At 71.8% G+C, this 26,198-nt stretch carries 18 protein-coding genes and 1 pseudogene; 3 read left to right on the forward strand and 16 right to left on the reverse strand.

The annotated features are described in order from the left end of the window. Nucleotides 1-119: 119 nt before the first annotated feature. The 8 genes from tmk to bldG all read right to left on the reverse strand — a co-directional run bounded on the left by tmk (nt 120) and on the right by bldG (nt 14,369). On the reverse strand, nt 120-3,248 hold the full coding sequence (gene tmk / locus ACFY2B_RS16805) for a dTMP kinase (RefSeq protein ID WP_390763865.1): 3,129 nt from the start codon (nt 3,246-3,248) through the stop codon (nt 120-122). 451 nt (nt 3,249-3,699) lie between these two features. After that, nucleotides 3,700-6,546, reverse strand: coding sequence for a type I DNA topoisomerase (topA, locus tag ACFY2B_RS16810; protein ID WP_390763866.1), 2,847 nt, complete (start codon nt 6,544-6,546; stop codon nt 3,700-3,702). A gap of 245 nt (nt 6,547-6,791) precedes the next feature. After that, nucleotides 6,792-6,989 (reverse strand): hypothetical protein, encoded by a 198-nt coding sequence (locus ACFY2B_RS16815; RefSeq protein WP_390763867.1) that lies wholly within the window; start codon nt 6,987-6,989, stop codon nt 6,792-6,794. Between the two features lie 474 nt (nt 6,990-7,463). Further along, complete coding sequence (locus tag ACFY2B_RS16820; RefSeq protein ID WP_390764077.1) at nt 7,464-9,062, reverse strand: methyltransferase; 1,599 nt, start codon at nt 9,060-9,062, stop codon at nt 7,464-7,466. Between the two features lie 117 nt (nt 9,063-9,179). Continuing rightward, nucleotides 9,180-9,842 (reverse strand): small secreted protein, encoded by a 663-nt coding sequence (locus ACFY2B_RS16825; RefSeq protein ID WP_390763868.1) that lies wholly within the window; start codon nt 9,840-9,842, stop codon nt 9,180-9,182. 194 nt (nt 9,843-10,036) lie between these two features. After that, complete coding sequence (locus ACFY2B_RS16830; RefSeq protein WP_390763869.1) at nt 10,037-12,445, reverse strand: sodium-translocating pyrophosphatase; 2,409 nt, start codon at nt 12,443-12,445, stop codon at nt 10,037-10,039. 992 nt (nt 12,446-13,437) lie between these two features. Beyond that, nucleotides 13,438-13,875 carry an ATP-binding protein gene (locus ACFY2B_RS16835; protein ID WP_390763870.1) on the reverse strand — a complete coding sequence of 146 codons (438 nt, stop codon included), beginning with the start codon at nt 13,873-13,875 and terminating at the stop codon, nt 13,438-13,440. Between the two features lie 152 nt (nt 13,876-14,027). Then, entirely contained in the window at nt 14,028-14,369 is a 342-nt protein-coding gene (bldG, locus tag ACFY2B_RS16840; protein WP_009189842.1) for an anti-sigma factor antagonist BldG, read from the reverse strand. An 81-nt stretch (nt 14,370-14,450) separates the two neighbouring features. On the opposite strand from bldG, the gene ACFY2B_RS16845 reads away from it, so the two are divergent. Beyond that, a complete protein-coding gene (locus tag ACFY2B_RS16845; RefSeq protein ID WP_390763871.1) occupies nt 14,451-17,204 on the forward strand; it encodes a DEAD/DEAH box helicase in 2,754 nt (917 codons plus the stop codon). 40 nt (nt 17,205-17,244) lie between these two features. On the opposite strand, the pseudogene ACFY2B_RS16850 reads toward ACFY2B_RS16845, so the two are convergent. The 7 genes and pseudogenes from ACFY2B_RS16850 to ssd all read right to left on the reverse strand — a co-directional run. Then, nucleotides 17,245-17,823, reverse strand: a pseudogene (locus ACFY2B_RS16850) (Rv3654c family TadE-like protein); the annotation flags it as partial. After that, the gene (locus ACFY2B_RS16855; RefSeq protein WP_390763872.1) at nt 17,820-18,158 is read right to left on the reverse strand and encodes a TadE family type IV pilus minor pilin; all 339 of its coding nucleotides are present in this window, start codon (nt 18,156-18,158) and stop codon (nt 17,820-17,822) included. The pseudogene ACFY2B_RS16850 and the gene ACFY2B_RS16855, both read right to left, overlap by 4 nt. Before the next feature lie 28 nt (nt 18,159-18,186). Then, nucleotides 18,187-18,324: a DUF4244 domain-containing protein gene (locus ACFY2B_RS16860; RefSeq protein ID WP_390763873.1), complete on the reverse strand. Its 138-nt coding sequence runs from the start codon at nt 18,322-18,324 to the stop codon at nt 18,187-18,189. A gap of 163 nt (nt 18,325-18,487) precedes the next feature. Then, the gene (locus ACFY2B_RS16865; RefSeq protein WP_390763874.1) at nt 18,488-19,294 is read right to left on the reverse strand and encodes a type II secretion system F family protein; all 807 of its coding nucleotides are present in this window, start codon (nt 19,292-19,294) and stop codon (nt 18,488-18,490) included. Then, on the reverse strand, nt 19,291-20,151 hold the full coding sequence (locus tag ACFY2B_RS16870; RefSeq protein ID WP_390763875.1) for a type II secretion system F family protein: 861 nt from the start codon (nt 20,149-20,151) through the stop codon (nt 19,291-19,293). The genes ACFY2B_RS16865 and ACFY2B_RS16870 overlap by 4 nt, the downstream gene beginning before the upstream one ends. Then, on the reverse strand, nt 20,144-21,358 hold the full coding sequence (locus ACFY2B_RS16875) for a TadA family conjugal transfer-associated ATPase (protein WP_390763876.1): 1,215 nt from the start codon (nt 21,356-21,358) through the stop codon (nt 20,144-20,146). Before ACFY2B_RS16875 ends, ACFY2B_RS16870 begins: the two co-directional genes overlap by 8 nt. Further along, nucleotides 21,355-22,458: a septum site-determining protein Ssd gene (gene ssd, locus ACFY2B_RS16880; protein WP_390763877.1), complete on the reverse strand. Its 1,104-nt coding sequence runs from the start codon at nt 22,456-22,458 to the stop codon at nt 21,355-21,357. The genes ACFY2B_RS16875 and ssd overlap by 4 nt, the downstream gene beginning before the upstream one ends. A gap of 581 nt (nt 22,459-23,039) precedes the next feature. Between ssd and ACFY2B_RS16885 the strand changes: the two genes are divergently transcribed. Next, nucleotides 23,040-23,870, forward strand: coding sequence for an HAD family hydrolase (locus tag ACFY2B_RS16885; RefSeq protein WP_390763878.1), 831 nt, complete (start codon nt 23,040-23,042; stop codon nt 23,868-23,870). A 377-nt stretch (nt 23,871-24,247) separates the two neighbouring features. Here ACFY2B_RS16885 and ACFY2B_RS16890 read toward each other — a convergent pair whose 3' ends face one another. Continuing rightward, nucleotides 24,248-25,072, reverse strand: coding sequence for an oxidoreductase (locus ACFY2B_RS16890; protein ID WP_390763879.1), 825 nt, complete (start codon nt 25,070-25,072; stop codon nt 24,248-24,250). A gap of 143 nt (nt 25,073-25,215) precedes the next feature. Between ACFY2B_RS16890 and ACFY2B_RS16895 the strand changes: the two genes are divergently transcribed. Then, on the forward strand, nt 25,216-26,196 hold the full coding sequence (locus ACFY2B_RS16895; RefSeq protein ID WP_390763880.1) for an ATP-binding protein: 981 nt from the start codon (nt 25,216-25,218) through the stop codon (nt 26,194-26,196). Nucleotides 26,197-26,198 lie beyond the last annotated feature (2 nt).

Here is a 26,198-nt window from a genome sequence, read left to right on the forward strand (position 1 = left end):
TACGGTCCGGAATCCATTGTGCGGGCGCCCACTGACAACGGGGCTCCGGTCGTCTCGGGTGAAGCGGCCGGGCGCGAGGGACATGCGCCCCCACGTCGGCGCCCGGCGCCCGGAGACGATCAGCCGCGCCGTCCCCGGCCCCGCCCGTCCCGGCTCTCGTGCTCCTCGTCGTCGTACCCGCCGAGCAGTTCGTCCGCCAGCGTCGGCAGGTCGTCCAACGGCGTCTCCTCGGCCCAGTCGGGCCGCGGGCGCCGCCGCACCGTAGCGTCGGCGTCCACGTCGACCTGCGGCATCTCGCGCGTACGGTCCTCGGAGCGGTCGGCGGCCGGCCGCTCGTCCCGGAAGAAGCCCCGCGGCACCCGGTCCGCCGGGTCACCGGCAGGTACGGGCGGCAGCACGGCCGTCTCCTCGGCCGCGCCCGGCGGGACCGGCGGCTGCGGCAGCTGCGTCGTCACCTCGGACGCGGACTCCGGCCCGCGGGCGGGCCGGGCTTCCGCGTCCCGTTCCTCACGCACCGGCCGCAGTACGGCCGTTTCGTCGGCGCCCGGATTCACCATGGGCGTTTCCACGGTCGTGGCGTCCGGCGTCACCCCGGGTGCCGCCGGCCGCGGTGCCACCGGCTGCCGGGCCACCGCGTCGGCCGCGACCGCCGCGTCGGCGGCCTGGCGCCTGGCCTCCTCGGCCCGCATCAGCGCCTCTTCGGCCTTGCGCTGCTTCTCCTGGCGCCGCGCCTCTTCCTCGGCGCGCAGCCTGGCCTCCTCCTCGGCCTGCTTGCGCCGCCGCTCCTCCTCGGCCTTGCGGCGGGCCTCCTCCTCGGCCCGGATCTTCTCCTCGGCAAGCAGCCGCTGCCGCTCCTCCTCCGCCCGGCGCCTGGCCTCCTCCGCCCGCTGCCGGGCCTCCTCGGCCTGCCGTTCCGCCTCGCGCCGCTGCGCCTCCTCCAGCTCGCGCTGCTTGCGCTCCTCCTCCTCGGCACGCAGCCGGGCCAGCTGCTCCTGGCGCTCACGCTCCAGGCGCTCCTCCTCGGCCTTGCGGGCGGCCTCTTCCTCGGCCTTGCGGCGGGCTTCCTCCTCGGCGGCCTTGCGGGCCTCCTCCTGGGCCTTGATCTCGGCCTCGGACAGCGGCAGCACGGTGTCGAGACGGTGCCGGATGACGGTGGTGACGGCCTCGGGTTCCTGGCCCGCGTCCACGACCAGGTAACGGCCCGGGTCGGCGGCGGCCAGCGTCAGGAAACCGGCCCGCACGCGCGCGTGGAACTCCGCGGGTTCCGACTCCAGCCGGTCCGGGGCCTCCGTGAACCGCTCGCGGGCGGCCTCCGGGGACACGTCCAGCAGCACGGTCAGATGCGGGACCAGGCCGTTGGTCGCCCAGCGGTTGATCCGCGCGATCTCGGTCGGGGACAGATCGCGGCCCGCCCCCTGGTAGGCCACCGAGGAGTCGATGTACCGGTCCGAGATGACGACGGCGCCCCGCTCCAGCGCGGGCCGCACGACCGTGTCGACGTGCTCGGCGCGGTCGGCCGCGTACAGCAGTGCCTCCGCGCGGTGGGACAGCCCGGCCGACGACACGTCCAGCAGGATCGACCGCAGCCGCTTGCCCACGGGCGTGGCCCCCGGTTCGTGGGTGAGGACGACCTCGTGTCCCTTGGCCCGGATCCACTCGGCGAGCGCCTCGGCCTGGGTGGACTTCCCGGCGCCGTCGCCGCCCTCCAGGGCGATGAAGAAGCCGCTCGTGGCGGGAGCCTGCGCCGGGTCGTCCCCGCCGAGCAGCGCGTCGCGCAGGTCGTGCCGCAGCGGCACGCCGGACCGGTCGTCGACCTTGGCCAGCACCAGCGCGGCCACCGGCAGCAGCAGCGCGCCCACCAGCATCAGGGTGAAGGCGGCACCGCCGTGCTCGAACACGAACTTGCCGTTGACCAGGCGGTGCGGTCCGATGAGCGCCGCCACCAGGGGCGCGATCAGCGCGCCGAACGCGACGCAGACCCGGACGACGGCGTGCAGGTGCTCGGTGGTGCGCGCCCGGCGGTGGTCCTCGGCCTCCTGGTCGAGCAGCGTGTGCCCGGTGTTGGCGGCGACCCCCGCGCCGATCCCGGCCAGCGCACCGATCAGCACCACACTGGTGACGTCCGGGACGAGCCCGGCGGCGAGCAGGGCCACACCGGTGAAGGCGATGGCCAGGGCCAGCAGCCGGCGACGGGAGAGCGACGGCAGGACGGCCGGGGCGGTACGGATGCCGACGACGACCCCGCCGGCCAGGGCGAGCACCAGCAGGCCGTAGAGCACCGGGCCACCGCCCAGTTCCGCGGCGTGCAGCACCGACACGGCGACGGCGGCGGAGATCGCCCCCGCGACGGCCGCGCAGGCCGCCACCAGCAGCGGGATGACGCCCGTGCGGCCCTTGTCCACGCCGGAGCCGGTCCGGGGGCGGCGCAGTCCTTCGAGCGGAGACCGCGCGCGCGGGGTGCGCACGTCGGGCAGTTCCAGGAAGGCGACCACCGAGAGGGACGCGGCGAACAGCCCGGCCGCCACGTACGAGCCGAGCGCCACCTGGTGCTGGTCGAACCAGTCGAGGCCGGTGCCGAGCAGGTTGTTCAGGAGCGCCGCGGCGACCAGGACGGCGGCGGCCAGCGGAATCGCCGCGAAGCTCGTACGCAGGGACAGGCGGCGCAGGGCGTCCATGTGGTCCGGCAGCGGCCGGACCGTCGCGCCCTCCGGGGGCGGGGCGGGCAGCAGCGCGGGGGCCGCGCTCTCCCGGCAGACGGTCCAGAAGCGCTCGGCGACCCCGGTGACGAAGGCCGTCACCAGGATCATGGGGAGCGCGTTGGCCGGCGTCCAGTCGATCCACAGCGGGGCGACGATCAGCAGCGCGGCCCGCAGGCCGTCGGCGCCGACCATGGTCCAGCGGCGGTCGAGCGCGCCTCCCTGGGCGGTGAGGGAGGTGAGCGGGCCGAGGAGGACGGCGCCGAAGACGAGCGTCGCGACGACGCGCGCGGCGAAGACGGCCGCCACCGCGAACGCCACGCCCCGGTACCCACCGCCGAACGAGCCTTCGGTGACTGCCGTTTGGAGGGCGAGGACCACCAGCACCAGGAGTGCGAGGACGTCCCCGACTCCGCCGACCTGCTGTGCGCTCCACAGGCGTTTCAGTTCGGGCTGGCGCAGCAGGGAGCGGACGGCGCGCTCGCGGGAATCCGCCACGAGTGCGTCGTCGGGGTTCGTGCTGTGGGCCGTTGGCTGCTCGGCTCGCGTCATGCGTTCAGCCTATCGGCAGCCACCGACAGCGGATCGCGCGCGTCCGGACATGTACACGCCCCGACATCAAAGTGATGCCTGGGCGCGCCCTTTGCGAAGTCGGTGCGCCTGGTGTGCGAGTGAATTCGGTGTGGAGGTACGGGTCGGCCCACCGGTGGTGGCCGTCCGGGGCCCACGGATCGCCGTGCGGACCCCGACTCGTCGCCTGCTCGACGCCCCCGGTGATCCAAGCCTCACGGGGGACGGCGGCTTCGGCCCGACGCGGGGCGGCGGCTCCGACGACCCGGATGCGGCACAGTTCGCCGACTCCGGCGATCCGGTCTGCGCGGATCACGCCGCCCGCAGTGCAAAGCGGCCTGCAATCCGCACTGCAACCCACCGACCCACGCCGCCCCCGGGGTCGTCGCCGCCCCGGACTCTCGCCGCCGGGGCTCTCGCCGCCCCTGGGCTGTCAGTCCTCCGTGGCCGCCTTCGAGGCCGTCGCCTTCTTCGCGGTGGTCTTCTTGGCCGTGGTCTTCTTCGCGGCGGTGGTCGTCTTCTTCGCCGCCGTCTTCTTGGCGGCGGTCTTCTTCGCCGGGGCGGCCTTCTTCGCGGTCGCCTTCTTCACCGTCTTCTTGGCGGGCCCCTTCGCCCGCTTCTCGGCGAGCAGTTCGAAACCGCGCTCCGCGGTGATCGTCTCGACGCTGTCGTCGGAGCGCAGGGTCGCGTTGGTCTCCCCGTCGGTGACGTACGGCCCGAAGCGGCCGTCCTTGACGACCACCGGCTTGCCGCTGACCGGGTCGGCGCCCAGTTCCTTCAGCGGAGGCTTGGCGGCGGCCCGGCCACGCTGCTTGGGCTGGGCGTAGATCGCCTCCGCCTCCGCCAGCGTGATGGTGAAGAGCTGGTCCTCCGCCTGCAGCGAACGCGAGTCCGTGCCCTTCTTCAGGTACGGCCCGTAGCGCCCGTTCTGCGCGGTGATCTCCACGCCGTCCGCGTCCTTGCCGACGACGCGCGGCAGCGACATCAGGCGCAGCGCCTCCTCCAGCGTCACCGTGTCCAGCGACATCGACTTGAAGAGGGAGGCGGTGCGCGCCTTGACGGCGTTCTTGCCCGTCTTCGGGGTGCCGTCGGGCAGGACCTCCGTGACGTACGGACCGTAGCGGCCGCCCTTGGCGACGATCGGGCGGCCGGTCTCCGGGTCGGTGCCCAGGGGGCGCTCACCGCTCGGCTTGGCGAGGAGTTCCTCGGCCAGGTCGACGTTCAGCTCGTCGGGGGCGAGGTCCTGCGGGATGTCGGCACGCTGGTGCTGCTCGGTGTCCTTCTCGCCGCGCTCGATGTACGGGCCGTAGCGGCCGACGCGCAGCACGATGTCGTTGCCCACGGGGAACGACGACACCTCGCGCGCGTCGATCGCGCCGAGGTCGGTCACCAGTTCCTTGAGGCCGCCGAGGTGGTCACCGTCACCGTTGCCGGCCTCGGCGGCGCCGCCCGGGCCGCCCGCGGCGAAGCCGCCGTCGGGCGTCGTCTCACCGAAGTAGAAGCGCTTCAGCCACGGCACGGACTGCGCCTCGCCGCGGGCGATGCGGTCGAGGTCGTCCTCCATCTTCGCGGTGAAGTCGTAGTCGACGAGCCGGCCGAAGTGCTTCTCCAGGAGGTTCACCACGGCGAAGGACAGGAAGGACGGCACCAGGGCCGTGCCCTTCTTGAACACGTAGCCGCGGTCGAGGATCGTGCCGATGATCGACGCGTAGGTCGACGGGCGGCCGATCTCCCGCTCCTCCAGCTCCTTGACCAGGCTGGCCTCGGTGTAGCGGGCCGGGGGCTTGGTGGAGTGCCCGTCGACCGTGATCTCCTCGGCGCTGAGGGCGTCGCCCTGCGCGACCTGCGGCAGCCGGCGCTCGCGGTCGTCCAGTTCGGCGTTCGGGTCGTCGGCTCCCTCGACGTACGCCTTGAGGAATCCGTGGAAGGTGATGGTCTTGCCGGACGCGCTGAACTCGACGTCCCGTCCGTCGGCGGCCGTGCCACCGATCCGCACGGTGACGCTGTTGCCGGTCGCGTCCTTCATCTGGGAGGCGACCGTCCGCTTCCAGATCAGCTCGTACAGCCTGAACTGGTCGCCGGTCAGGCCGGTCTCGGCAGGCGTGCGGAAACGATCACCCGAGGGGCGGATCGCCTCGTGCGCCTCCTGCGCGTTCTTGACCTTCCCTGCGTACGTACGCGGCTGGGTCGGCAGGTAGTTCGCCCCGTACAACTGCGTGACCTGGGCGCGGGCGGCGTTGACGGCGGTCTCGCTCAGCGTCGTGGAGTCCGTACGCATGTACGTGATGTAGCCGTTCTCGTACAGCTTCTGCGCGATCTGCATCGTCGCCTTCGCGCCGAAGCCGAGTTTGCGGCTCGCCTCCTGCTGGAGCGTCGTCGTACGGAACGGGGCGTACGGCGAGCGGCGGTACGGCTTGGACTCCACGGACCGCACCGAGAACCGGGTGTTCTCCAGGGCGGCGGCGAGGGCGCGGGCGTTCGCCTCGTCGAGGTGGAGGGTGTTCGCGCTCTTGAGTTGTCCCAGGGAGTCGAAGTCGCGGCCCTGCGCGACCCGCCTTCCGTCGACGCTCTGGAGGCGGGCGACGAGCGACGACGGGTCCGACGGATCCCCCGCGCGGCCGGTCGAGAAGGTCCCCGTCAGGTCCCAGTACTCAGCAGAACGAAACGCGATGCGCTCGCGTTCCCGCTCCACCACGAGCCGGGTGGCGACGGACTGGACACGGCCGGCCGACAGGCGCGGCATGACCTTCTTCCACAGGACCGGCGAGACCTCGTAGCCGTAGAGGCGGTCGAGGATGCGGCGGGTCTCCTGGGCGTCGACGAGTCGCTGGTTGAGCTGGCGCGGATTGGCGACGGCCGCGCGGATGGCGTCCTTGGTGATCTCGTGGAAGACCATCCGCTTGACCGGGATCTTCGGCTTGAGCACCTCCTGGAGGTGCCAGGCGATGGCCTCGCCCTCCCGGTCCTCGTCGGTGGCGAGGAAGAGTTCGTCGGAGTCCTTCAGCAGGTCCTTGAGCTTCTTGACCTGCGCCCTTTTGTCAGCGTTGATCACGTAGATGGGCTGGAAGTCGTGCTCGACGTCCACACCGAGGCGGCGCACCTCGCCGGTGTACTTGTCCGGCACCTCCGCGGCGCCGTTGGGAAGGTCGCGGATGTGCCCGACGCTCGCTTCGACTACGTAGCCGGGGCCGAGGTAGCCCTTGATCGTCTTCGCCTTGGCAGGCGACTCGACGATGACGAGTCGGCGGCCGCCCTGTGCGGTCTCGCTGGTCGGGGACAACTTCGCTCTTCTCTCCGGTCGACGCTGGGGCCTCCCCAGGTCTTCGTCCTGGGGTTGGGTGGTGGTGACGCTGCGGAGTGTGACGGTACATCCCGCCCCCGTGTCAAACGGGAAAAGCCCGCAACGGCCACTCGAACGGTAACCCGACTACCGCCATTCCTGCCGCCCGGACTGCCGGGCGACCCACGCGGCCCTTTTCGGAGGGTAACGCTCCCCTTACGCACGGGACAGCGTGCGCACCGCCTTCAGATGCGGGTGAAGCAGTACGCCGCGAGGCCCAGCGCGATCACCGAGGCGAGGCCGGCGAGGGTCGCCGATGCGACCTGACTCACACCGTGGGCGACCTGCTCACGATGGTGCAGCCGCATGCCTGTCCATACCAGCAAAGCGCCCCCGAACAGGGCGAACACCGCTCCCGCGAAGATCGCTGGTCCGCTCTCCATGGTCCCGTGCGCCCCTTTCCCTCCGTTCGTGCGTATCCAGCGCCCGGAGACTGGCACGCGCAGGCGGCGGGTGGGCGAATCCGAAGTGAACGCGGAGCCGACAGACCACGCAAGTGACTCCGGACACCTTCCGCTCCCGATCGGGCCGCCCGCATCTTTCCGGCCGATTTCCGCCACGCACGGCTCACGGGCCGTTCCGTACCGCGACCACACGCCGCAGGACGGCGCCGACCACGACCGGAAACCAGCCAGGCGCGGGCACCAGGCGCGGACGACGGGCGCGCGGCACGGCCGGGTGAGAGGCGCGGCCGGGTGCGCGGCACAGTCAGGCGCCCGGCACGGCCAGGTTCGAGGCGCGGCCGGGCACCGCGCACGACGGCGTGCGCGGCACGGCCAGGGGCGCGGCACGGCCAGGCCCCCGGGCACGCGTCCGGCTCGATGCCCCGAGCGCGCCCCGGCCGGGGCGAGGCGCCGTCACCCGGCCGGTTCGAGGAACCCCTGTTCCACGAGCAGGCGGATCTGTGCCGGTGTGCGGTCACGCAGCACCACCGGGTCCTCGCCCACGAGTTGGGCGATGGCGTCCAGGATGCGGCCGGCGCTCAGCGTGCCGTCGCACACGCCCGCGAAGCCCGCGCCGACGGTGTCCACCATGGTGGCGCGGCGCATCCCCCGGTTCTGGCGCAGCACGACATGCTCCGGGTCCTCGGCGCCGGGCAGGCCGACCTGCTCCTGGACGACCTCGGCGACGAGCCGGAAGTGGCCGTCGAGCAGCGCCGCGTCATCGTGTTCCCGGAGATAGTCGAGACGGCCGAAGTGCGCCCGGACCACCTCCCCGAGCGGCTGTTCGATCGGATGCGGCCATTCCTCCACGGTGACGGAGGGCTCGGCGGCATCCGTCCTGCGCAGCGTGATCCATCCGAAGCCCACCGCCTTGACCTTGCGCGCCTCGAACTCGTCGAGCCAGGCGTCGTACCGCGCCCGGTACTCCCCGGTGTCCCCGCGGTGGTCACCGGCGTCCCTGAGCCACAGCTCGGCGTACTGCGTGACGTCCTGCACCTCGCGCTGCACGACCCAGGCGTCGCACCCGCGCGGTACCCATGACCTGATCCTGTCCTGCCAGTCCTCCCCTTCCACGTGCTGCCAGTTGGCGAGGAACTGCGCGAACCCGCCCTCGTTCAGTCGTTCCCCCGCCTGCTGAACGAGCGAGCGGCACAGATCGTCCCCGCCCATCCCGCCGTCCCGGTAGGTCAGCCGAGTGACCGCAGGGGCGTCGCCGGGCGCTTCGGCCGAGGAGGACGACGGCAGCCGGGTGGGAGAGATCACGAAGGGCGGGTTCGAGACGATCAGGTCGTACGTCTCCCCGTCCTCGACCGGCTCGAACAGCGACCCTTCGCGCAGGTCAGCGGCGGGTGCGCCGGACAGGGCGAGCGTCAGCGCGGTGAAGTGCAGGGCGCGCGGGTTGACGTCGGTCGCCGTCACACGCGTGGCGTGCTGAGCGGCGTGCAGTGCCTGGATCCCGGACCCGGTGCCGAGGTCGAGCGCGGCGGCGACGGGCGTGCGGACGGTGATGCCGGCGAGGGTGGTGGAGGCGCCGCCGACACCGAGCACGACCCCTTCGTTCCGGTTCCCGATGCCGCCCGCGCCGCCGACCGCGCAGCCGAGGTCGGACACGATGAACCAGTCCTCGCCGTCCGGACCGCCGTACGGCCGTACGTCCACGCCGGCGGCGATCTCGTCACCGCCCGTGCGCACCAGCCAGCCGCTCTCCAGGCACTCCGGGACGGGCAGTACGCCGGCCACGCGCGCGTACCCGACGGGTTGCTGGAGCAGGAACAGCCGTACGAGCGTCTCCAGCGGCGTGTCCCCGCGGGTCGCCCGGAGCGCGGGCACGGTCTCGCTGCGGGCGAGCGCCGCGTAGGCCGCGGCGCCGAGCAGTTCGAGCAGTCCGTCGGCGGTGAAGGAGGCCCCGAGCAGGGCCTCGCGCAGCCGGGCCGCGACGTCGGGACGGTCGGCGGACGGCAGGGTGGTCACGGAAGGGAAAGGGGGCACAGTGGCGTTGCTCACGCTTCCCATTGTGTCCGTACGCATGGTCTCCGTACGCGCGGGCGGGGCCCGTGCCCGTGCTGTGTCCGCGCATGCGGGTGGCGCACGCACCCGCGCACCCCCGGCGTCGGCCTCGCCACCCCGCGCTCAGCCCGCCTTCGACGAACCGGACGAAGACGAAGAAGACGAAGGCGACGAAGAAGACGAAGTGGACGGCGAGGACTCCGACGAGGACGGCGAAGACTGCGAGGATGCCGACTTGCAGCTCTCCTGCCCGGCCATGGCCTTGCCCACGTCGCCCTCCTCCAGGTTCTTGAGCGCGTCGCTGCCGGTCTTGCTCAGCTCGGCCAGATCCGTCGCGATGTTCTTGAGGCCGTCGGCGAACTTCGCCTGGTTCTTCGTGTCCAGCTTGTCGACCTGCTTCTTCAGGGAGGCGTACTGCGCCGAAATGGCGCTCAGCTCCTTGACGGCGTCCTGCTGCTTCTTCTCGCCGTTGTCGACGTCGGGCGCACCGGCCGAGTTCACGGCGGCGCTGATCGCCTGGTAGGCGTCCGACATGTCCTGGAATGCCTGTGCGTCGGTCTTCTGGACGTCCGCGGGCGCGCTGTTGTCCGAGGTCTGCTGCTGGATCGCGGTGTTGGCGGCCGCGATCTTCTTGGCCTGCGGCTGCACCGCGTCACAGACCTGCTTGGCCCAGCCGTTCAGCTTGTCGTTGCTGCCGCCGCTGCATCCCGTCAGCCCCAGCACCAGTACCGCACCGCCGGACAGCGCGGCCGCGAGCTTCTTGTTCACCGGTTCGGTCCCTTCCATGCTCTCGGCCCCCGGACCATACACGGCAGACCGTTCACCCCCATGCCTCGAACGCGCATTAAGTAGCTTTTTAATGTTATTTGTACCGCAGGAGAGAAGACTCACGGTGCGGGCGCGCACGGACGCAAAACGGGCGGGCGGCGCACCAATGCGCGCCACCCGCCCGCCCGTTGAGCGAACTCCGTACGTACGGCCTACGAAACCACCGCGGGATCCGCCGACTTGGACACCCGGCCGGCATCCTCCTCGTCGTCCCCCACCGCGATGCCGCGCCGCTTGGAGATGTACACCGCGCCGATGATGACCGCGACCGCGAGGATCGCGATCAGGATCCGCACGCCGATGTTCTTGTCGTCGCCGTAGGAGAACTTGATCACCGCGGGCGCGATCAGCAACGCCACCAGGTTCATCACCTTCAGCAACGGGTTGATCGCCGGGCCCGCGGTGTCCTTGAAGGGGTCGCCGACCGTGTCGCCGATCACCGTCGCCGCGTGCGCGTCGCTGCCCTTGCCGCCGTGGTGGCCGTCCTCCACGAGCTTCTTGGCGTTGTCCCAGGCGCCGCCGGAGTTGGCGAGGAACACGGCCATCAGGGTGCCCGCGCCGATCGCACCGGCCAGATAGGAGCCGAGCGCGCCGACGCCGAGTGTGAAGCCGATGAAGATGGGCGCCATCACGGCCAGCAGACCCGGTGTGGCCAACTCCCGCAGGGCGTCCTTGGTGCAGATGTCGACGACCCGGCCGTACTCGGGCTTCTCGCTGAAGTCCATGATCCCGGGCCTCTCACGGAACTGCCGGCGCACCTCGAACACCACGGCGCCGGCCGAACGCGACACCGCGTTGATGGCGAGCCCGGAGAAGAGGAAGACGACCGCCGCCCCGGCGATGAGACCGACCAGGTTGTTGGGCTGCGAGATGTCCATCATCAGACTCATCGGCGCGCCCGCCCCGGAGAGCTTCTCGCCGACGTCGTTCGCCCCGGTCGTGATCGCGTCGCGGTACGACCCGAACAGCGCCGAGGCCGCCAGGACCGCGGTGGCGATGGCGATGCCCTTGGTGATGGCCTTGGTGGTGTTGCCGACGGCGTCCAGGTTGGTGAGCACCTGCGCGCCCGCGCCCTCGACGTCGCCCGACATCTCGGCGATGCCCTGCGCGTTGTCGGAGACCGGGCCGAAGGTGTCCATGGCGACGATCACGCCGACCGTGGTGAGCAGACCGGTACCGGCCAGCGCGACCGCGAACAGGGCCAGCATGATCGACGTACCGCCGAGCAGGAACGCCCCGTAGACGCCGAGCCCGATCAGCAGCGCCGTGTACACGGCAGATTCGAGACCGATCGAGATACCGGCGAGTACGACGGTGGCCGGACCGGTGAGCGAGGTCTTGCCGATGTCGCGCACGGGCCGGCGGGTCGTCTCGGTGAAGTAGCCGGTCAGCTGCTGGATCACGGCGGCGAGCAGGATGCCGATCGCCACCGCGACCAGCGCGAGGATCCGCGGATCGCCGTTCTTGCCGCTGATCGCCGCGTCCGTCACGCCGTTCAGGTCCGAGTACTTTCCGGGCAGATAGACGAAGACCGCCACGGCGACCAGCGCGAGCGAGATCACCGCGGAGATGAAGAAGCCCCGGTTGATCGCGGACATGCCGCTTCGGTCGGCCCGGCGCGGGGCGACCGCGAAGATGCCGATCATCGCGGTGATCACACCGATGGCCGGCACCAGCAACGGGAAGGCGAGCCCGGAGTCGCCGAACGCCGCCTTGCCGAGGATCAGCGCCGCGACCAGCGTCACGGCGTACGACTCGAACAGGTCGGCCGCCATACCGGCACAGTCGCCGACGTTGTCGCCCACATTGTCGGCGATGGTCGCGGCATTGCGCGGGTCGTCCTCCGGAATGCCCTGTTCGACCTTGCCGACCAGGTCGGCGCCGACGTCGGCGGCCTTGGTGAAGATGCCGCCGCCCACACGCATGAACATGGCGATCAGGGCGGCGCCGAGGCCGAAGCCCTCCAGCACCTTCGGCGCGTCGGTCGCGTACACCAGCACCACGCAGGAGGCGCCCAGCAGGCCGAGACCCACCGTGAACATGCCGACGACGCCGCCCGTGCGGAATGCGATCTTCATTGCCTTGTGCGAGACGGCGGTGAGATCCTTTTCCGGTTCACCCGCCGCCGGTGTCGCTTCCCTGGCCGCCGCGGCGACACGCACATTGCTGCGTACGGCGAGCCACATGCCGATATAGCCGGTGGCCGCCGAAAACACCGCTCCGATCAGGAAGAACACCGATCGTCCGGCACGCTGACTCCAGTCGTCGGCGGGCAGCAGCATGAGCAGGAAGAACACGACGACGGCGAATACGCCGAGCGTGCGCAACTGACGGGCCAGATATGCGTTGGCACCTTCCTGGACCGCCGCCGCGATCTTCTTCATGCTGTCGGTGCCCTCGCCCGCCGCGAGCACCTGGCGCACCAGGATCCCGGCGACCACGAGCGCGGCCAGCGCGACGGCCACGAAGACCGCCACCAGGACACGGTTGCCGTCGGTCAGTACTGCGGCTGCGAAGGTTGTGGGTTGGCCCAACTGATGAGGGGTAGAAAGCCCCGCCATTCGTCCTCCTTGACGCTTGGGCTGAGCTCAAGATGTGGACGGATTCTAGGTACCGGAACCTGATCAAAACAGAGCGCGGTAATCGGAATTAGCCTGCACCTGCTCTACAGCAAATGATCGACATCACACCACAGAACCCGAAAGTGGTAACGCCCCAAAGGCGTTGACGCCCGCATTGACGCTTGATCAAATTATCAGGTGATTGATCGTGAATTCCTTCACGAATTCCGACGTCCGCCGGAAAATAACACGAAACCCCTGCTGAGCGGGGCTCCGGAGGACGGCCGGCCGGCGGCGGCCGCACCACCGGACGACGGCACGGGCGCACGGGTGCATGCGGGTGACGCGGGTGGCGTGGGCGGCACGGGGGCGGTGGTGGGATGCGGGGACGGTCGTGTGGGGACGGTGGTGTGGGGACAGGTCGGCAGGGACCTGCCGGAGGTGGAAGAGGCGGCGGCACGGACGGCCTGAAGGGACACGTGGAACGCAAGTGGCGCGATGTGCAGGGCGTGGGCCGCCGTGAACGGGGTTAGGGCCACAGTGAGCAAGGTGACGCCGATGAGACGAGGCACAGAAAAACTCGGGACCAGGAGCATCGAGATCCCGGCGTGTCGGCACCCCCACCGGTACGCGGTCGTGTGTGACCAGTTGGAACCAGGAGAACGGACCAGGAGAACGGACCAGGAGAACGCACCCGGAGAACCGCGGTAGGACCGGGTAGGCCCGGCGAGCCGGGAAGCGCTGGCTAGGAAAGCCGCCCGTAACCCACGCCGAAGCCCCCGGTCGTCCGGGAGCGCAATGAAGCCGAAGAAGCAGGTGCAACCAGGTGGAGCCCGGGAACCCGATGGAACCGGATTGGGCCCGATGGAACCGGATTGGGCCAGATGGAACCGGATTGGGCCAGATGGAACCGGATCGGGCCAGGTTGGGCCCCATGGAGCCGATAAAAAGGCGACCGCAGGTGTGTCGCGGGGTGCCGCTGCGCGGCGGTGTCAGGCGAGGGCGGTGGCCGGTGGTGTGGTCGGCCAGGTCATGCGGATCAGCCCGCCGTGTTCACCGGCGGTCACCTCCACGTCGTCGACGAGTCCGCTGATCACCGCGAGGCCCATCTCGTCCTCCTCGGTCTCCGCGTCCGCGTCGTGAGCGGAGCCGCCGGGCGCGCGCTCACCCGGGGCCGAACGGGGCGCCTCGTCGCCGACCTCGATGGAGAACTGTTTCTCCTCCTCGATCAGCACCACCTTCACCGGCGCGGTGGTACCGGCGCCCTGATGCAGTCCTACGGCGCGGGAGCATGCCTCGCCGACGGCGAGCCTGACCTCGTCGAGTACGGCCTCGTCCACTCCGGCCCTGCGCGCCACCGCTGCCGCCACCAGTCGGGCGGTGCGGACGTGCTCGGGCAGCGCGCTGAAGCGGAGTTCAACGGTGGCCATGCGTCCCCCTCGGAACTTCGGGCGTGCGGTCGGGGGGCCGGACCGCCGAAAGTCCGACCCCCCTGATGAACTTCTTCCGCCCGGGCGATAGGCCCGGACACGGTCCGACGGCTCGGGCCGGTCGGTGGCCCGAGTCCGATCGGCGACCGGCGTCAGTCGGTGGCTGCCACCGCTTCGTCGACCGAGGTGTGAATCGGGAACACCTTGGTCAGACCGGTGATGCGGAAGATCTTGAGAATGCGCTCCTGGTTGCAGACCAGGCGCAGCGAGCCCTCATGGGCACGCACTCGCTTCAAGCCGCCGACCAGCACGCCGAGCCCGGTGGAGTCGAGGAAGTCCACGCCCTCCATGTCGACGACGAGGTGGAAATTCCCGTCGTTCACCAGCTCGACCAGCTGCTCGCGCAACTTGGGCGCGGTATATACGTCGATTTCGCCACCGACCTCGACGACCGTACGATCGCCGACGGTACGGGTCGACAGGGACAGGTCCACGGATCCTCCAGCACCTTGCTATCGAGCGGTCGCCCCTCGGGACACCTCGGCTTGCGGCCCCCGGGACGTACGCCAGCCGCGATGGCATTCAATCACTTACCGGCAGGCGTGCACGACGCCTTGGACCCATTGTCCGTCACGCCGGTGACACACTCGGTGCCGATGGCCAAGAATCACCGATCTGATCGACTCCAGACGGACGCCGAAACCGGCTTCTCCCCGGGCACGGTCCTGCACCGGCTCGCCTCGGGGCCGAGCCGGTCTTCGCGCATCACTCATACGGAGCATTTGCCCCCGCGTGCGGGCCGCCATGCCGTCTGGCCCGATCGGATCCGCGCCGAGGTCGTCGCGGCCGTCCAGGCCGCCGGTATCGACCACCCGTGGGCCCACCAGGCCCTGGCCGCCGAGCACGCCTTGGACGGCGACTCGGTGATCGTCGCCACCGGCACGGCCTCCGGCAAGTCCCTGGCGTACCTCGTACCGGTCCTCTCGGCCCTCCTGGGCGGCTCCGAGGCCCCCACCCGGACGGAGCAGCGCCAAGCGCCTCCACGAGGCTCTGGCGGGCGAGGGACGGGCGGTCGCGGCAGCACCGCCCTGTACCTGGCCCCGACGAAGGCACTCGCGGCGGATCAGTGCAGGTCGGTGAAAGAACTTTCACAACCGTTGGGCAAAGCGGTGCGCCCCGCCGTGTACGACGGCGACACAGCGTTCGAGGAACGCGAGTGGATCCGCCAGTACGCGAACTACGTGCTCACCAACCCGGACATGCTGCACCGCGGCATATTGCCCTCGCACGCCCGCTGGTCCTCCTTCCTCAAGCACCTCGAATACGTCGTCATCGACGAGTGCCACACCTACCGGGGTGTCTTCGGCTCGCACGTCGCCCAGGTGCTGCGCCGGCTGCGCCGCGTCTGTGCCCGCTACGGCGCCTCGCCCGTGTTCCTGCTGGCCTCGGCGACCGCCGCGGAACCGTCCGTGGCGGCCCGTCGGCTCACGGGCCTGCCGGTCGTCGAGGTCGCCGACGACGCCTCCCCCCGAGGGGAACTGGTGTTCGCCCTCTGGGAGCCTCCGCTCACCGAGCTGCACGGCGAGAAGGGCGCGCCCGTCCGCCGCACCGCCACCGCCGAGACCGCCGACCTGCTGACCGACCTCACCGTCCAGGGCGTGCGCTCGGTCGCCTTCGTCCGTTCCCGGCGTGGCGCCGAGCTGATCTCGGTGATCGCCCAGGAACGGCTCGCCGAGGTCGACCGCTCCCTGCCCCGGCGCGTGGCGGCCTACCGCGGCGGCTACCTGCCCGAGGAACGCCGCGCCCTGGAACGGGCCCTGCACTCCGGCGAGCTGCTGGGCCTGGCCGCGACGACCGCCCTGGAACTCGGCGTGGACGTGTCCGGACTGGACGCCGTGGTGATCGCCGGGTATCCGGGCACGCGCGCGTCCCTGTGGCAGCAGGCAGGCCGGGCCGGCCGCTCCGGCCAGGGCTCGCTGGCCGTGCTGGTCGCCCGCGACGACCCGCTGGACACCTTCCTCGTGCACCACCCCGAGGCCCTGTTCGACCAGCCCGTGGAGTCCACGGTCCTCGATCCGGACAACCCCTACGTCCTGGCTCCGCACCTGTGCGCGGCCGCCGCGGAGATCCCGCTCACCGAGGCGGACCTGGACCTGTTCGGCCCCGCCTGCACGGAAGTGCTGCCGCAACTGGAGGCCGCGAAGCTGCTGCGCCGCCGGGCGAACGCCTGGCACTGGACGCGCCGGGAGCGGGCCGCCGACCTGACCGACATCCGCGGTGCGGGCGGCCAGCCGGTGCAGGTCGTGGAGGCCGGGACGGGACGCCTGCTCGGCACGGTCGACGCGGGCGCCGCGCACTCGACCGTGCACGAGGGGGCGGTCCATCTGCACCAGGGCCGCACCTACCTGGTGCGCTCACTCGACCTGGAGGACTCGGTCGCCCTGGTCGAACAGGCGGACCCGCCCTACTCGACGGTCGCCCGCGACACGACGTCGATCTCCGTCCTGGAGACGGACGCAGAGGTCCCGTGGGGCGCGGGGCGACTGTGCTACGGCTCTGTGGAAGTCACCAACCAGGTCGTCTCCTTCCTGCGTCGACGTGTCATCACCGGCGAAGTGCTGGGCGAGTCCAAGCTCGATCTCCCTCCTCGTACGCTGCGGACGCGCGCGGTGTGGTGGACGGTCACCGAGGACCAGTTGGACGAGGCACGGATCAATCCGGAGATCCTCGGCGGCTCCCTGCACGCCGCCGAGCACGCCTCGATCGGCATGCTGCCGCTGTTCGCCACCTGCGACCGCTGGGACATCGGAGGTGTCTCGGTCCCGCTGCACCCGGACACACTCCTGCCGACGGTCTTCGTGTACGACGGCCACCCGGGCGGCGCGGGATTCGCGGAACGCGCCTTCCACACGGCCCGCGAATGGCTCACCGCCACCCGCGAAGCCATCGCCTCCTGCGAGTGCGACGCCGGCTGTCCGTCCTGCATCCAGTCCCCGAAGTGCGGCAACGGAAACGAGCCGTTGCACAAGAGGGGAGCGGTACGGCTCCTCACGACCCTCCTGCGCGGGGCTGCGCACCCACCGGAGCCCGAGGAGACACCGGCCCCCGAGGAGACGCCGGACTCCGAGCGGAGATCGCGGCACGAGCCGGCGCCGCCAGGGTCGGCGGAGGGGCAGCCAGGGTCGGTGGAGGGGCCGGAAGGGGCGTCAGAGGGGCAGCCGAGGTCGGCGGAGGGGCCAGGAGGGTCGGCAGGGGTGCCGGGAGGCTCGGCGGAAATGCCGGCAGCGGGCCCTGCGGAGGCGGCCCAGCAGGACCGGCCCGTGCCCTGACCTCCGCCGCGAGCGGACCGCTGCCGGCCGCAACAGTGAGGTCCGAGGTCTCCCCCACGATCACGCACCGCACCAGACGTGTTTCCTGGTCCTCGGCCACCCGTCCGGCTCGCGCGCAGGCCGCGTCCGTGCCCTCGGCCCAATGGTCCGCCGCCGCGAGAGCGGCGAGGTCCGCGCCGCCCGCCGCACGATGCCGGACCACGACGGCCTGGCCCAGAGCGAGCACGCCACCGAACACCACGCACAGGACTGCGATCGCCGCGACGCACCAGACGGTGGCGGACCCCCGGTCCGACGACCGCGCCCGAGCCCACCCGGGGACCCGAACCCTCCCAGGGAACGACAACCGCTCGCGGACCACGCCCCGCCCGAGGAACGAGAACCGCTCGGAGAACGCGACCCGCCCACGGAACGAGAACCATCCGGGGAGGGAAAGCCGCCCAAGGGACAGGGTCCGTGCGGACCCGAGAACCCACCCTCGGTACGGGATCCGCCTGGGCCCCGCAACCCACCCGCGGGACGGGATCCGCCCAGGAACCGGAACTCGCCTGTGGACAACCGGGGCCCGCCTGTGGAACAGAACCGATCCGGGCAAACAGACGGGCGCCCGGCGCCTCATGGACCCACCTCCCCCGTCAGCTGTGGGCCCTCCGTGGCCGCAACGGCCTCCTCCCGCACCTCCAGCGGCAGGGAGCCGAGCAGCGGCGGCCGCGCCACGACCGTGACGCGCACCTGGTGCTCCTCGCGGGCGACCATGACCTTCGCACCGCCCGGTGCCGCCGCACGGGTGATCGCGACGACCGCGTCGGCGGGGTCCTGCCGGGCCGCCGCCCGCGCGCCCGTCCTCGCCGCGTCCACGCACTGGATCTGCGTCGCCACCACGAACAGCCCCCAGACCAGCGCCATCGTGAACGCCACCAGCACGGGCAGCACCACCGCCGCCTCGGCCGTCACGAACCCCGCATCGCGCCTCTCCTCCCACTCACATCCGCGCACTGAGGGCTCGCTTCACGATGGCCTGCAGTTCCGCGCGCACCTGTCCGCTGGTCACGACCTCGTAGAGCAGCAGCGCGAACCCCACCGCCGCGACGATCCCCATCGCGTACTCGGACGTCACCATCCCCGAGTCCCGGCACCGCCGCGCCCAAAGCCGCGCCCACGCCCTCCCGGCGTTCTTGTTCATCTCAACTCCCGCTGTTCCCAAGCCATGCCGAACCTGTCGGCCCTGTCGGCCTTGTCGGCCTTCTCACTTCACGTTCGCCGTCTCACACCCCCTCGTCCCGTCATCCACCACCCCCTCCCACCACGCCACCCGCCAGCCCGATCACCACGGGCAGGACGCCTACGGTGATGAAGGCGGGCAGGAAGCACAGCCCCACCGGCGCGGTGACCATGACGGCCGCCCTGCGAGCCCTCGCCGTGGCGGTACGTGCCCGCTGCGCACGGGCGTCCGCGGCCAGTCGGGCGACGGGTCCCGCGGCGGGCAGCCCGGACTCGTCGGCCCGTTCCAGCAGCCGGGCGAGCGGCCTGGCACCCGGCAGGGACGCCAAACGTCGCCATGCCTCGGCCGGTTCGCCGCCCAGCCGCACCTCCGCCGCACTCTGGGCGAGCCCCTCCCCGACCGGCCCCGCGAGGGCCTCGCCGACGGCCTGGGCGGCGATCACCGGTCCGGCGCCGGCCGCGATACAGGCCGCCAGGAGGTCTGCGGCGAGCGGCAGTTGGCGAGCCGCCTCCGCGGCATCGGCTCCCGCCGGACGGCCCGCCGACTCCTGCCGACACCGCCACCGCCACCGCCACAGCACCGCACCTGCTCCCAGCCCCAGCACCGCGCCGGTGACACCGCCGACCAGCGCCCACCCGGCGCACACCGCCCCGGCCACCGGCAGCCACCGGGGCCCGATGGCCCGCGCCGCCGAGACGGACCGTCGGACGGGCGGCCGGATCGCCGGAGCCCGGGCCGCCGGCAACTCGGCCAGCCGTCCGCGGACCCGGCACTCACGCCGTCGCACCGCGAGGCACCGCACCAGCAAGGCGAGGCCCCACGCCATCGCGGCGGCCACCCCCAGCCTGTGGACAACTTCCGCGCTCACGCCGCCTCCGCTCGCCGTACGATCCGCGCCGTCCACCACAGCCCGGCGACCTCGAACAGCCCGCCGATCACCAGGCAGCCCAGTCCCGCCCCGGTGTGCAGCAACACGCGCAGGGGGTCGGCGCCCATCGCCGTACCCAGCAGGAGCCCGAGGACGGGCAGGGCCGCAAGCATCACCGCGGTCGCCCGCGGGCCTGCCAACTGGGCGCGCAGATCGGCACGCCGGTCGCGTTCCGCGCGCAGGGCCGCGTCGAGCCGGTCGAGGCCGGCCGCGAGCCCGGCGCCCTGGTCCACGGCCACCCGCCAGCACGCCGCGAGTCCCCGAAGCCCCTCCGCGCCCTGCTGCCTGGCCGCCGCGGCGAGCGCGCCCGGTACGTCACCGCCGAACCGGGCCGCTGCGAGCACCGTGGCCTGCGCCTCCCCCAGTCCGTCGGAGTCCCGCGCGGCACGCAGCAGTGCCTCCCCCGGCTGCCGCCCGGCGCGCACCTCTCCTGCGAGCGCCCCGCACAGGGCGATCACCGCGTCCCCGCGCTCCTCCCGGACCCGCCGTGCCGCCCTGGCCAGCCGGACCCGGCGCAGCAGGGGCACCGCGGCCGCCCCCGCGACGACCGGAATCACCGAGCCGCTCAGCAGTCCGACCGCCGCACCAGCGGCGAGCGCGCACCATTCGCCCCGCAACCGGCTGCGCAGACGCCGCAGTTCCCCCGCTACCAGACCCCACAGGGGTGGTCCGGTCGCCACGACACCGCCGCCCGCGAGCAGCAGCCGTGCCCGCCGTGCGCCACGGTGCCGCCCGCCGAGCAGCCACGCGGCCACCGCGACGCACACCCCCGCGGCCCCCATCGGCATCTCACCCATCGCCCCCGTCACCCCCATGGCTCGCTTCGCTTCCGTCATCGCGGAGCAGCCCGCGCAGCCGCTCCCATCCCCGCTCCCGCGTGAACGCCCGCGCGTCCCAGCGCAGCGCGGGCACGGTCCGCACCAGGCCCGCCGGATCCCGCTCCAGTACGTGCACCTCGTTGATCCGCCGCCGTCCGGTACGGTCCCGGACGAGGTGCAACACCACCGACAACGCGGCCGCCAACTGGCTGTGCAGGGCCGCCCGGTCGAGTCCGGCGGCAGTCCCCAGGGCCTCCAGGCGGGCCGGGACATCCGCGGCAGCGTTGGCGTGCACGGTTCCGCAACCGCCTTCATGGCCGGTGTTGAGGGCGGCCAGCAGGTGCACGACCTCGGGGCCGCGCACCTCGCCCACGACCAGCCGGTCGGGGCGCATCCGCAGCGCCTGGCGCACCAGGTCCTCCAGGGTGACCAGGCCGGCGCCCTCCTGGTTGGCGGGTCTGGTCTCCAGCCGTACGACATGTGGATGGTCCGGCCGCAGTTCCGCCGAGTCCTCGGCGAGCACGATCCGTTCACCGGAGCCGGCCAGTCCGAGCAGGGCGCTCAGCAGGGTCGTCTTGCCGCTGCCGGTCCCGCCGCTGATCAGGAAGGACAGCCGCGCCCGGAGCAGTGCCCGCAGGATCCGGTCCCCGCCGGGCGGCACCGTGCCGGCCGCCACGAGTTCGTCGAGGGTGAACGCCCGGGGCCGTACGACCCGCAGCGACAGGCAGGTGCAGCCGACGGCCACCGGCGGCAGCACGGCGTGCAGCCGGGTCCCGTCGGGCAGCCTGGCGTCGGCCCAGGGCCGTGCGTCGTCGAGCCGGCGTCCGGCCACCGCCGCGAGCCGCTGTGCGAGGCGTCGTACCGCCGCCGCGTCCGGGAAGGTCACCGGGGTCAGCTCCAGCCCGCCGCCCCGGTCCACCCACACCCGGTCCGGGGCCGACACCAGGACGTCGGTGACGGAGGGATCGGCGAGCAAGGGTTCCAGCGGGCCGCTGCCGACCAGTTCGGAGCGCAGCAGGGCGGCCGCGCCGAGGACTTCGGCGTCGCCGAGGACTCGTCCCTGTTCGCGCAGCGCCTGTGCCACGCGTGCGGGGGTCGGTTCGGCGCCGCTCTCGGCGAGCCGGCGCCGCACGCCGTCGAGCAGCCGCGCGCCGTCCGCCGGTTCGAGCCCGGGAATCGTCCTCATGTGCCACCTGCTTCGACGAGCGTCCGTCCCCAGAAGTCCTTGCAGAACCGGGAAAGCGGCCCGCGGGCCGCGACTCCGGGTGGTTTACCGCCCTCGTGCGGGCGCAGCAGCCCCGGCTCGACGGGTACTTCGCCGGCCAGGGGAAGTCCGAGCAGACGGGCCACCGCACGGTCGTCGAGTCCCGGTGTGTACGGCCCGCGTACCGCCACGCGCAGGTCGCGCAGGACCATGCCGACGGCGGCGGCCACCCGGCCGGCCGCCGCGACGGCGCGCAGTTCGGCGGGGACGACGAGGAGCGCGAGGTCGAGCTGGGCAAGGACCTCGGCGACGCCGTCGTCCAGGCGCCTGGGCAGGTCGACGACGACCGTGCCGCCGCGCCGCCGGGCGGCGGCCAGCACCGCCCGCACGGCCTGGGGCGGGACGGCGACGCAGTCGCCGCGGTCCCAGCTGAGCACCCTCAGGGAGTGCAGCCGGGGCAGCGACTCCTCCAACGCGCCGCCGCCGACCCGGCCGCGCGAGGCCGCGAAGGCGGGCCAGCGCAACCCCTCGGCCGTCTCGCCGCCGAGGAGCACGTCGAGTCCGCCGCCGAGCGGATCCGCGTCCACGAGCAGGGTGCGCACTCCCTCGCGCGCGGAGGTCACGGCGAGCGCACACGCGAGCGTGGAGGCTCCTGCACCGCCCCGGCCTCCGATGACGCCGACGGTGAACGCGGGCCGACCGACGCCCTCGGCGACATCGGCGATGCGGTCGACCAGCCACTGCTCGCCGTCGGGCAGCATCAGGACGTGGTCGGCACCGATCTGGACGGCCCGTTTCCAGACTCCGGGGTCGTCCTGATCGCGCCCGACCAACACCACTCCGCGTCGGCGCGCGGCCCCGTGTACGCGCCGCGCCGCGTCGTCGCCGACCAGGACGAGCGGGGCAGCCTCCCAGCGGTCTCTGCGCTCCGGTACCCCGTGGTGGACCTCGGGTGTCGCGCCCGCCGCAGCGCACAGACGCAACAGGTCGTCGAGGAGATCGGTGTCCTCGGTGACGATCAGCGGCCGTCCCTGCCCGCCTCCGGTGGCGGGCGGCGGATCGTGGGTGACGGTTCCGGTCATGTGTGCTCCCCCTTCGCTGCATCTCCCGCGCGGCCCTCTGCGGCCACGCGATTCCAAGCGTGTGAAGAACCGGCGAGCTGCCTTCATATGAACGGCCGATACGTATCGGCCGAACGCGCGCCGGCAATCGCCGACCGGCCATGAACTCGCGGTCGGCGGAACGCGTGGGAATCACGGTGCAGCGATCCCGGAAATCATGTGGATCTTGGTGGAAAACTGTGGACGACTCAGTGGTTGTGAATATCGCGGTCACCCATACCGGTGAGCCCGCGCAAGCCGCCGTACGAGAGCCACAGAGCGCCCTACCGACTACTCAGCGTAGCAAGTCATGCCCCTGACAATTTCTTGATCATGCAAGCCCGGTCATGGCCTCACAGCCGACCGAAGAAGCGAAAACCCATCCGGACATGCGACGACCCCCGCCGGGGGGGAGAGCGGGGGTCGTCCCCACGGCCGACTCGGGGGGGGAGGAGTCGGACCGGGTTAGCACGGTCGCGAACGATCCGTGACTTCCATGGTGTACCCGAGAGCCATCTCAGGCAAACCCACGCGCCCCACCTTACGCCGAATGGTGGGCGCCTATGCTCGGAGGTGTGGATAACCACTCCTTGCACCGCACGGCAGCCTTCTTCGACCTGGACAAGACGGTCATTGCGAAGTCGAGCACCCTCACCTTCAGCAAGTCGTTCTACCAAGGCGGACTGATCAACCGCAGGACCGCACTGCGCACCGCATACGCACAGTTCGTCTTCCTGGCCGGCGGCTTGGACCACGACCAGATGGAGCGGATGCGCGAGTATCTGTCCGCCCTGTGCCGCGGCTGGAACGTCCAGCAGGTGAAGGAAATCGTCGCCGAGACCCTGCACGACCTGATCGACCCGATCATCTACGACGAGGCCGCCTCCCTCATCGAGGAGCACCACACGGCCGGACGCGACGTGGTGATCGTGTCCACGTCGGGCGCCGAGGTGGTCGAACCGATCGGCGAGCTGCTCGGCGCCGACCGAGTGGTGGCCACCCGCATGGTCGTGGGCGACGACGGCTGCTTCACCGGGGAGGTGGGGTACTACGCGTACGGCCCGACCAAGGCCGAGGCGGTCAAGGAACTGGCCGAGTCCGAGGGGTACGACCTCGACCGCTGCTACGCCTACAGCGACTCCGCGACCGACCTGCCGATGCTCGAAACGGTCGGGCACCCGCACGCCGTGAACCCGGACCGGGCGCTGCGCCGCGAGGCACTCGCGCGCGGGTGGCCGGTTCTGGACTTCCACCGGCCGGTGCGGCTCAAGCAGCGACTGCCCTCGCTGTCGGCGCCGCCGCGTCCGGTCCTGGTCGCGGCGGCGATAGGTGCGGCGGCAGCCACCGCGGGTCTGATGTGGTACGCGAACCGGCGCCGCGGCTCGGCCGCCTGACCTGCTGCCCGGTTCATAGACATTTGAACCTAAAAGTAAAGAACCCCGGCTGGGGGTTCCGCTGGCTTCGGGTGTGCAGTACAAAGGATTTAACGGCCCGCGAGACCAAAGGGCATCCATCAAGGATCACCTTTACAACGCATTCGGCCCCACGGACCGAGCATGAACACCGGGCACCCACGCGACGTCGACCCGTCGATTACGGGCCAGCCGCACCAGGTGACGGGCGAAGTTCCCGGCCTGATGGGCAGCATTTCGAGGACGCCTGGTAACCCGGTGGACATGCCAGCGGCGGTACGAGGACTCGTACCGCCGCATCCCTGTGAGCGGCCCCCGTGGATCGGTCCCCGTGGCCGCCCCCGGGCTCCGCGCCGCTCTCAGGCGGCTCCGCGTTGCAGTGCCTCGCACACCGCCGTCGACTCACGCACCCCCAGCTCGACCGCCCTGCCGCAATGGGCGATCCAGGCGGCCATGCCCTCCGGAGTGCCGGAGACATAGCCGTCGAGGGCCGCCAGGTAGGCCGCGCGGCCCAGCTCCGCGTGGCCCATCTCGGCGGGGCAGACCGACTTGGGGTCGAGGCCGCTGCCGACCAGGACGATCCGCCCGGCCGCGCGCGCGACCAGGCCGTTGTGGGAGGTGAAGGGGCGCAGCGCGAGCAGTTCGCCGTGCACGACGGCCGCCGTCACCAGCGCGGGCGCGGCGCTCCCCGCGACGATCAGCTCCGCCAGCCCCTCCAGCCGGCCGGACACCTCGTCCGCGCCGGGCAGCGGCAGTTCGATCAGCGGCTCGTCGACGGACTCGCCGTCCTGCCGCGGCCGGCCCACCGCGTCCGCGCTGCCCGCGGCGGCCACCAGGTGCAGCCGGGCCAGCACCCGCAGGGGTGACTGCCGCCAGATGGACAGCAGTTGTCCCGTCTCCGCGGTCAGCCTGAGGGCCGCGCCCAGCACGCGTGCCCCGTCGTCGGCGCTGAAGTCGGTGCGCCGCCGCACCTCCTCCAGGGCCCAGTCGGCGCCGGACAGCGCCGCGGAGCCCCGGGCACCGCGCAGTGCCGCCTCGGAGGTGATCTCGTTGCTGCGGCGGCGCATGATCCGGTGCCCGTAGACCCGGTCCACGGCCTTGCGTACGGACTCCACGGACTCGGGCACGCCGGGCAGCGAGCCCAGGGCCGCGAGCGGATCGGTGGTCGCGCCAGTCGTACTCATGAGTACGACACTACGCGCCCGCCGTTGCCCGACCGCCCTCCCCCGGCGGACTTCGCGCCCCCGTCGATCACCACCCCACGAAGGAGTGGTCTTCTCCCCGCAGCGCGCCCCGCACAGTGATCACACCACTACCCTTCGTGAACATGAAAATTGCTTTCGTCGGGAAGGGGGGCAGCGGCAAGACCACGCTCTCCTCCCTCTTCGTCCGCCATCTCACGGCCACGGGCACCCCGGTCCTCGCCATCGACGCCGACATCAACCAGCACCTGGGCGCTGCCCTCGGCCTCGACGAGGCGGAAGCGGCCGCGCTGCCCGCGATGGGGAGACAACTGCCACTGATCAAGAACTATCTGCGCGGCGCGAACCCGCGCATCACCTCCGCCGAGACGATGATCAAAACGACCCCGCCCGGCGAGGGCTCCCGGCTGGTCCGGGTCCGCGAACCCAACCCGGTCTACGACGCCTGCGCGCGACCCGTGGAACTCGACGGCGGCGCCGTCCGTTTGATGGTCACCGGGCCCTTCACGGACGCCGACCTGGGGGTCGCCTGCTACCACTCCAAGACGGGAGCGGTGGAGCTGTTCCTCAACCACCTGGTCGACGGCCGCGACGAGTACGTCGTGGTCGACATGACCGCCGGTTCGGACTCCTTCGCCTCCGGCATGTTCACCCGCTTCGACATCACGTTCCTCGTCGCCGAGCCGACCCGGAAGGGGGTCTCCGTCTATCGCCAGTACAAGGAGTACGCCCGGGACTTCGGCGTCACCCTCCGGGTCGTCGGCAACAAGGTGCAGGGTCAGGACGACCTCGACTTCCTCCGCGCGGAGGTCGGGGACGACCTGCTCGTCACCGTCGGGCATTCGGACTGGGTGCGTGCCATGGAGAAGGGCCGGCCGCCCCGGTTCGAACTGCTGGAGGACGCCAACCGCCACGCCCTGGGCACGCTCCAGGCGGCCGCCGACGCGAGGTACGAGCATCGGGACTGGGAGCACTACACCCGCCAGATGGTGCACTTCCACCTGAAGAACGCCGAGGCGTGGGCGAACGAGCGCACCGGGGCCGACCTGGCCGCGCAGGTCGACCCCGCCTTCGTGCTCGGCGAGGGCGTGGCCACCCCCGCCTGACG

The organism is Streptomyces sp. NPDC001270 (assembly GCF_042896695.1).
Lineage (GTDB): Bacteria > Actinomycetota > Actinomycetes > Streptomycetales > Streptomycetaceae > Streptomyces.

Coding starts and splice junctions, on each gene's coding strand:
- ACFY2B_RS16895 (WP_390763880.1), top strand. CDS start 25,216: ATGAAAATTGCTTTCGTCGGGAAGGGGGGCAGCGGCAAGACCACGCTC.
- ACFY2B_RS16890 (WP_390763879.1), bottom strand. CDS start 25,072: ATGAGTACGACTGGCGCGACCACCGATCCGCTCGCGGCCCTGGGCTCG.
- ACFY2B_RS16885 (WP_390763878.1), top strand. CDS start 23,040: ATGCTCGGAGGTGTGGATAACCACTCCTTGCACCGCACGGCAGCCTTC.
- tmk (WP_390763865.1), bottom strand. CDS start 3,248: ATGACGCGAGCCGAGCAGCCAACGGCCCACAGCACGAACCCCGACGAC.
- ACFY2B_RS16835 (WP_390763870.1), bottom strand. CDS start 13,875: ATGGCCACCGTTGAACTCCGCTTCAGCGCGCTGCCCGAGCACGTCCGC.
- ACFY2B_RS16820 (WP_390764077.1), bottom strand. CDS start 9,062: ATGGGAAGCGTGAGCAACGCCACTGTGCCCCCTTTCCCTTCCGTGACC.
- ACFY2B_RS16825 (WP_390763868.1), bottom strand. CDS start 9,842: ATGGAAGGGACCGAACCGGTGAACAAGAAGCTCGCGGCCGCGCTGTCC.
- ACFY2B_RS16845 (WP_390763871.1), top strand. CDS start 14,451: ATGGCATTCAATCACTTACCGGCAGGCGTGCACGACGCCTTGGACCCA.
- ssd (WP_390763877.1), bottom strand. CDS start 22,458: ATGACCGGAACCGTCACCCACGATCCGCCGCCCGCCACCGGAGGCGGG.
- ACFY2B_RS16870 (WP_390763875.1), bottom strand. CDS start 20,151: ATGGGTGAGATGCCGATGGGGGCCGCGGGGGTGTGCGTCGCGGTGGCC.
- ACFY2B_RS16860 (WP_390763873.1), bottom strand. CDS start 18,324: ATGGTGACGTCCGAGTACGCGATGGGGATCGTCGCGGCGGTGGGGTTC.
- ACFY2B_RS16815 (WP_390763867.1), bottom strand. CDS start 6,989: ATGGAGAGCGGACCAGCGATCTTCGCGGGAGCGGTGTTCGCCCTGTTC.
- ACFY2B_RS16830 (WP_390763869.1), bottom strand. CDS start 12,445: ATGGCGGGGCTTTCTACCCCTCATCAGTTGGGCCAACCCACAACCTTC.
- ACFY2B_RS16875 (WP_390763876.1), bottom strand. CDS start 21,358: ATGAGGACGATTCCCGGGCTCGAACCGGCGGACGGCGCGCGGCTGCTC.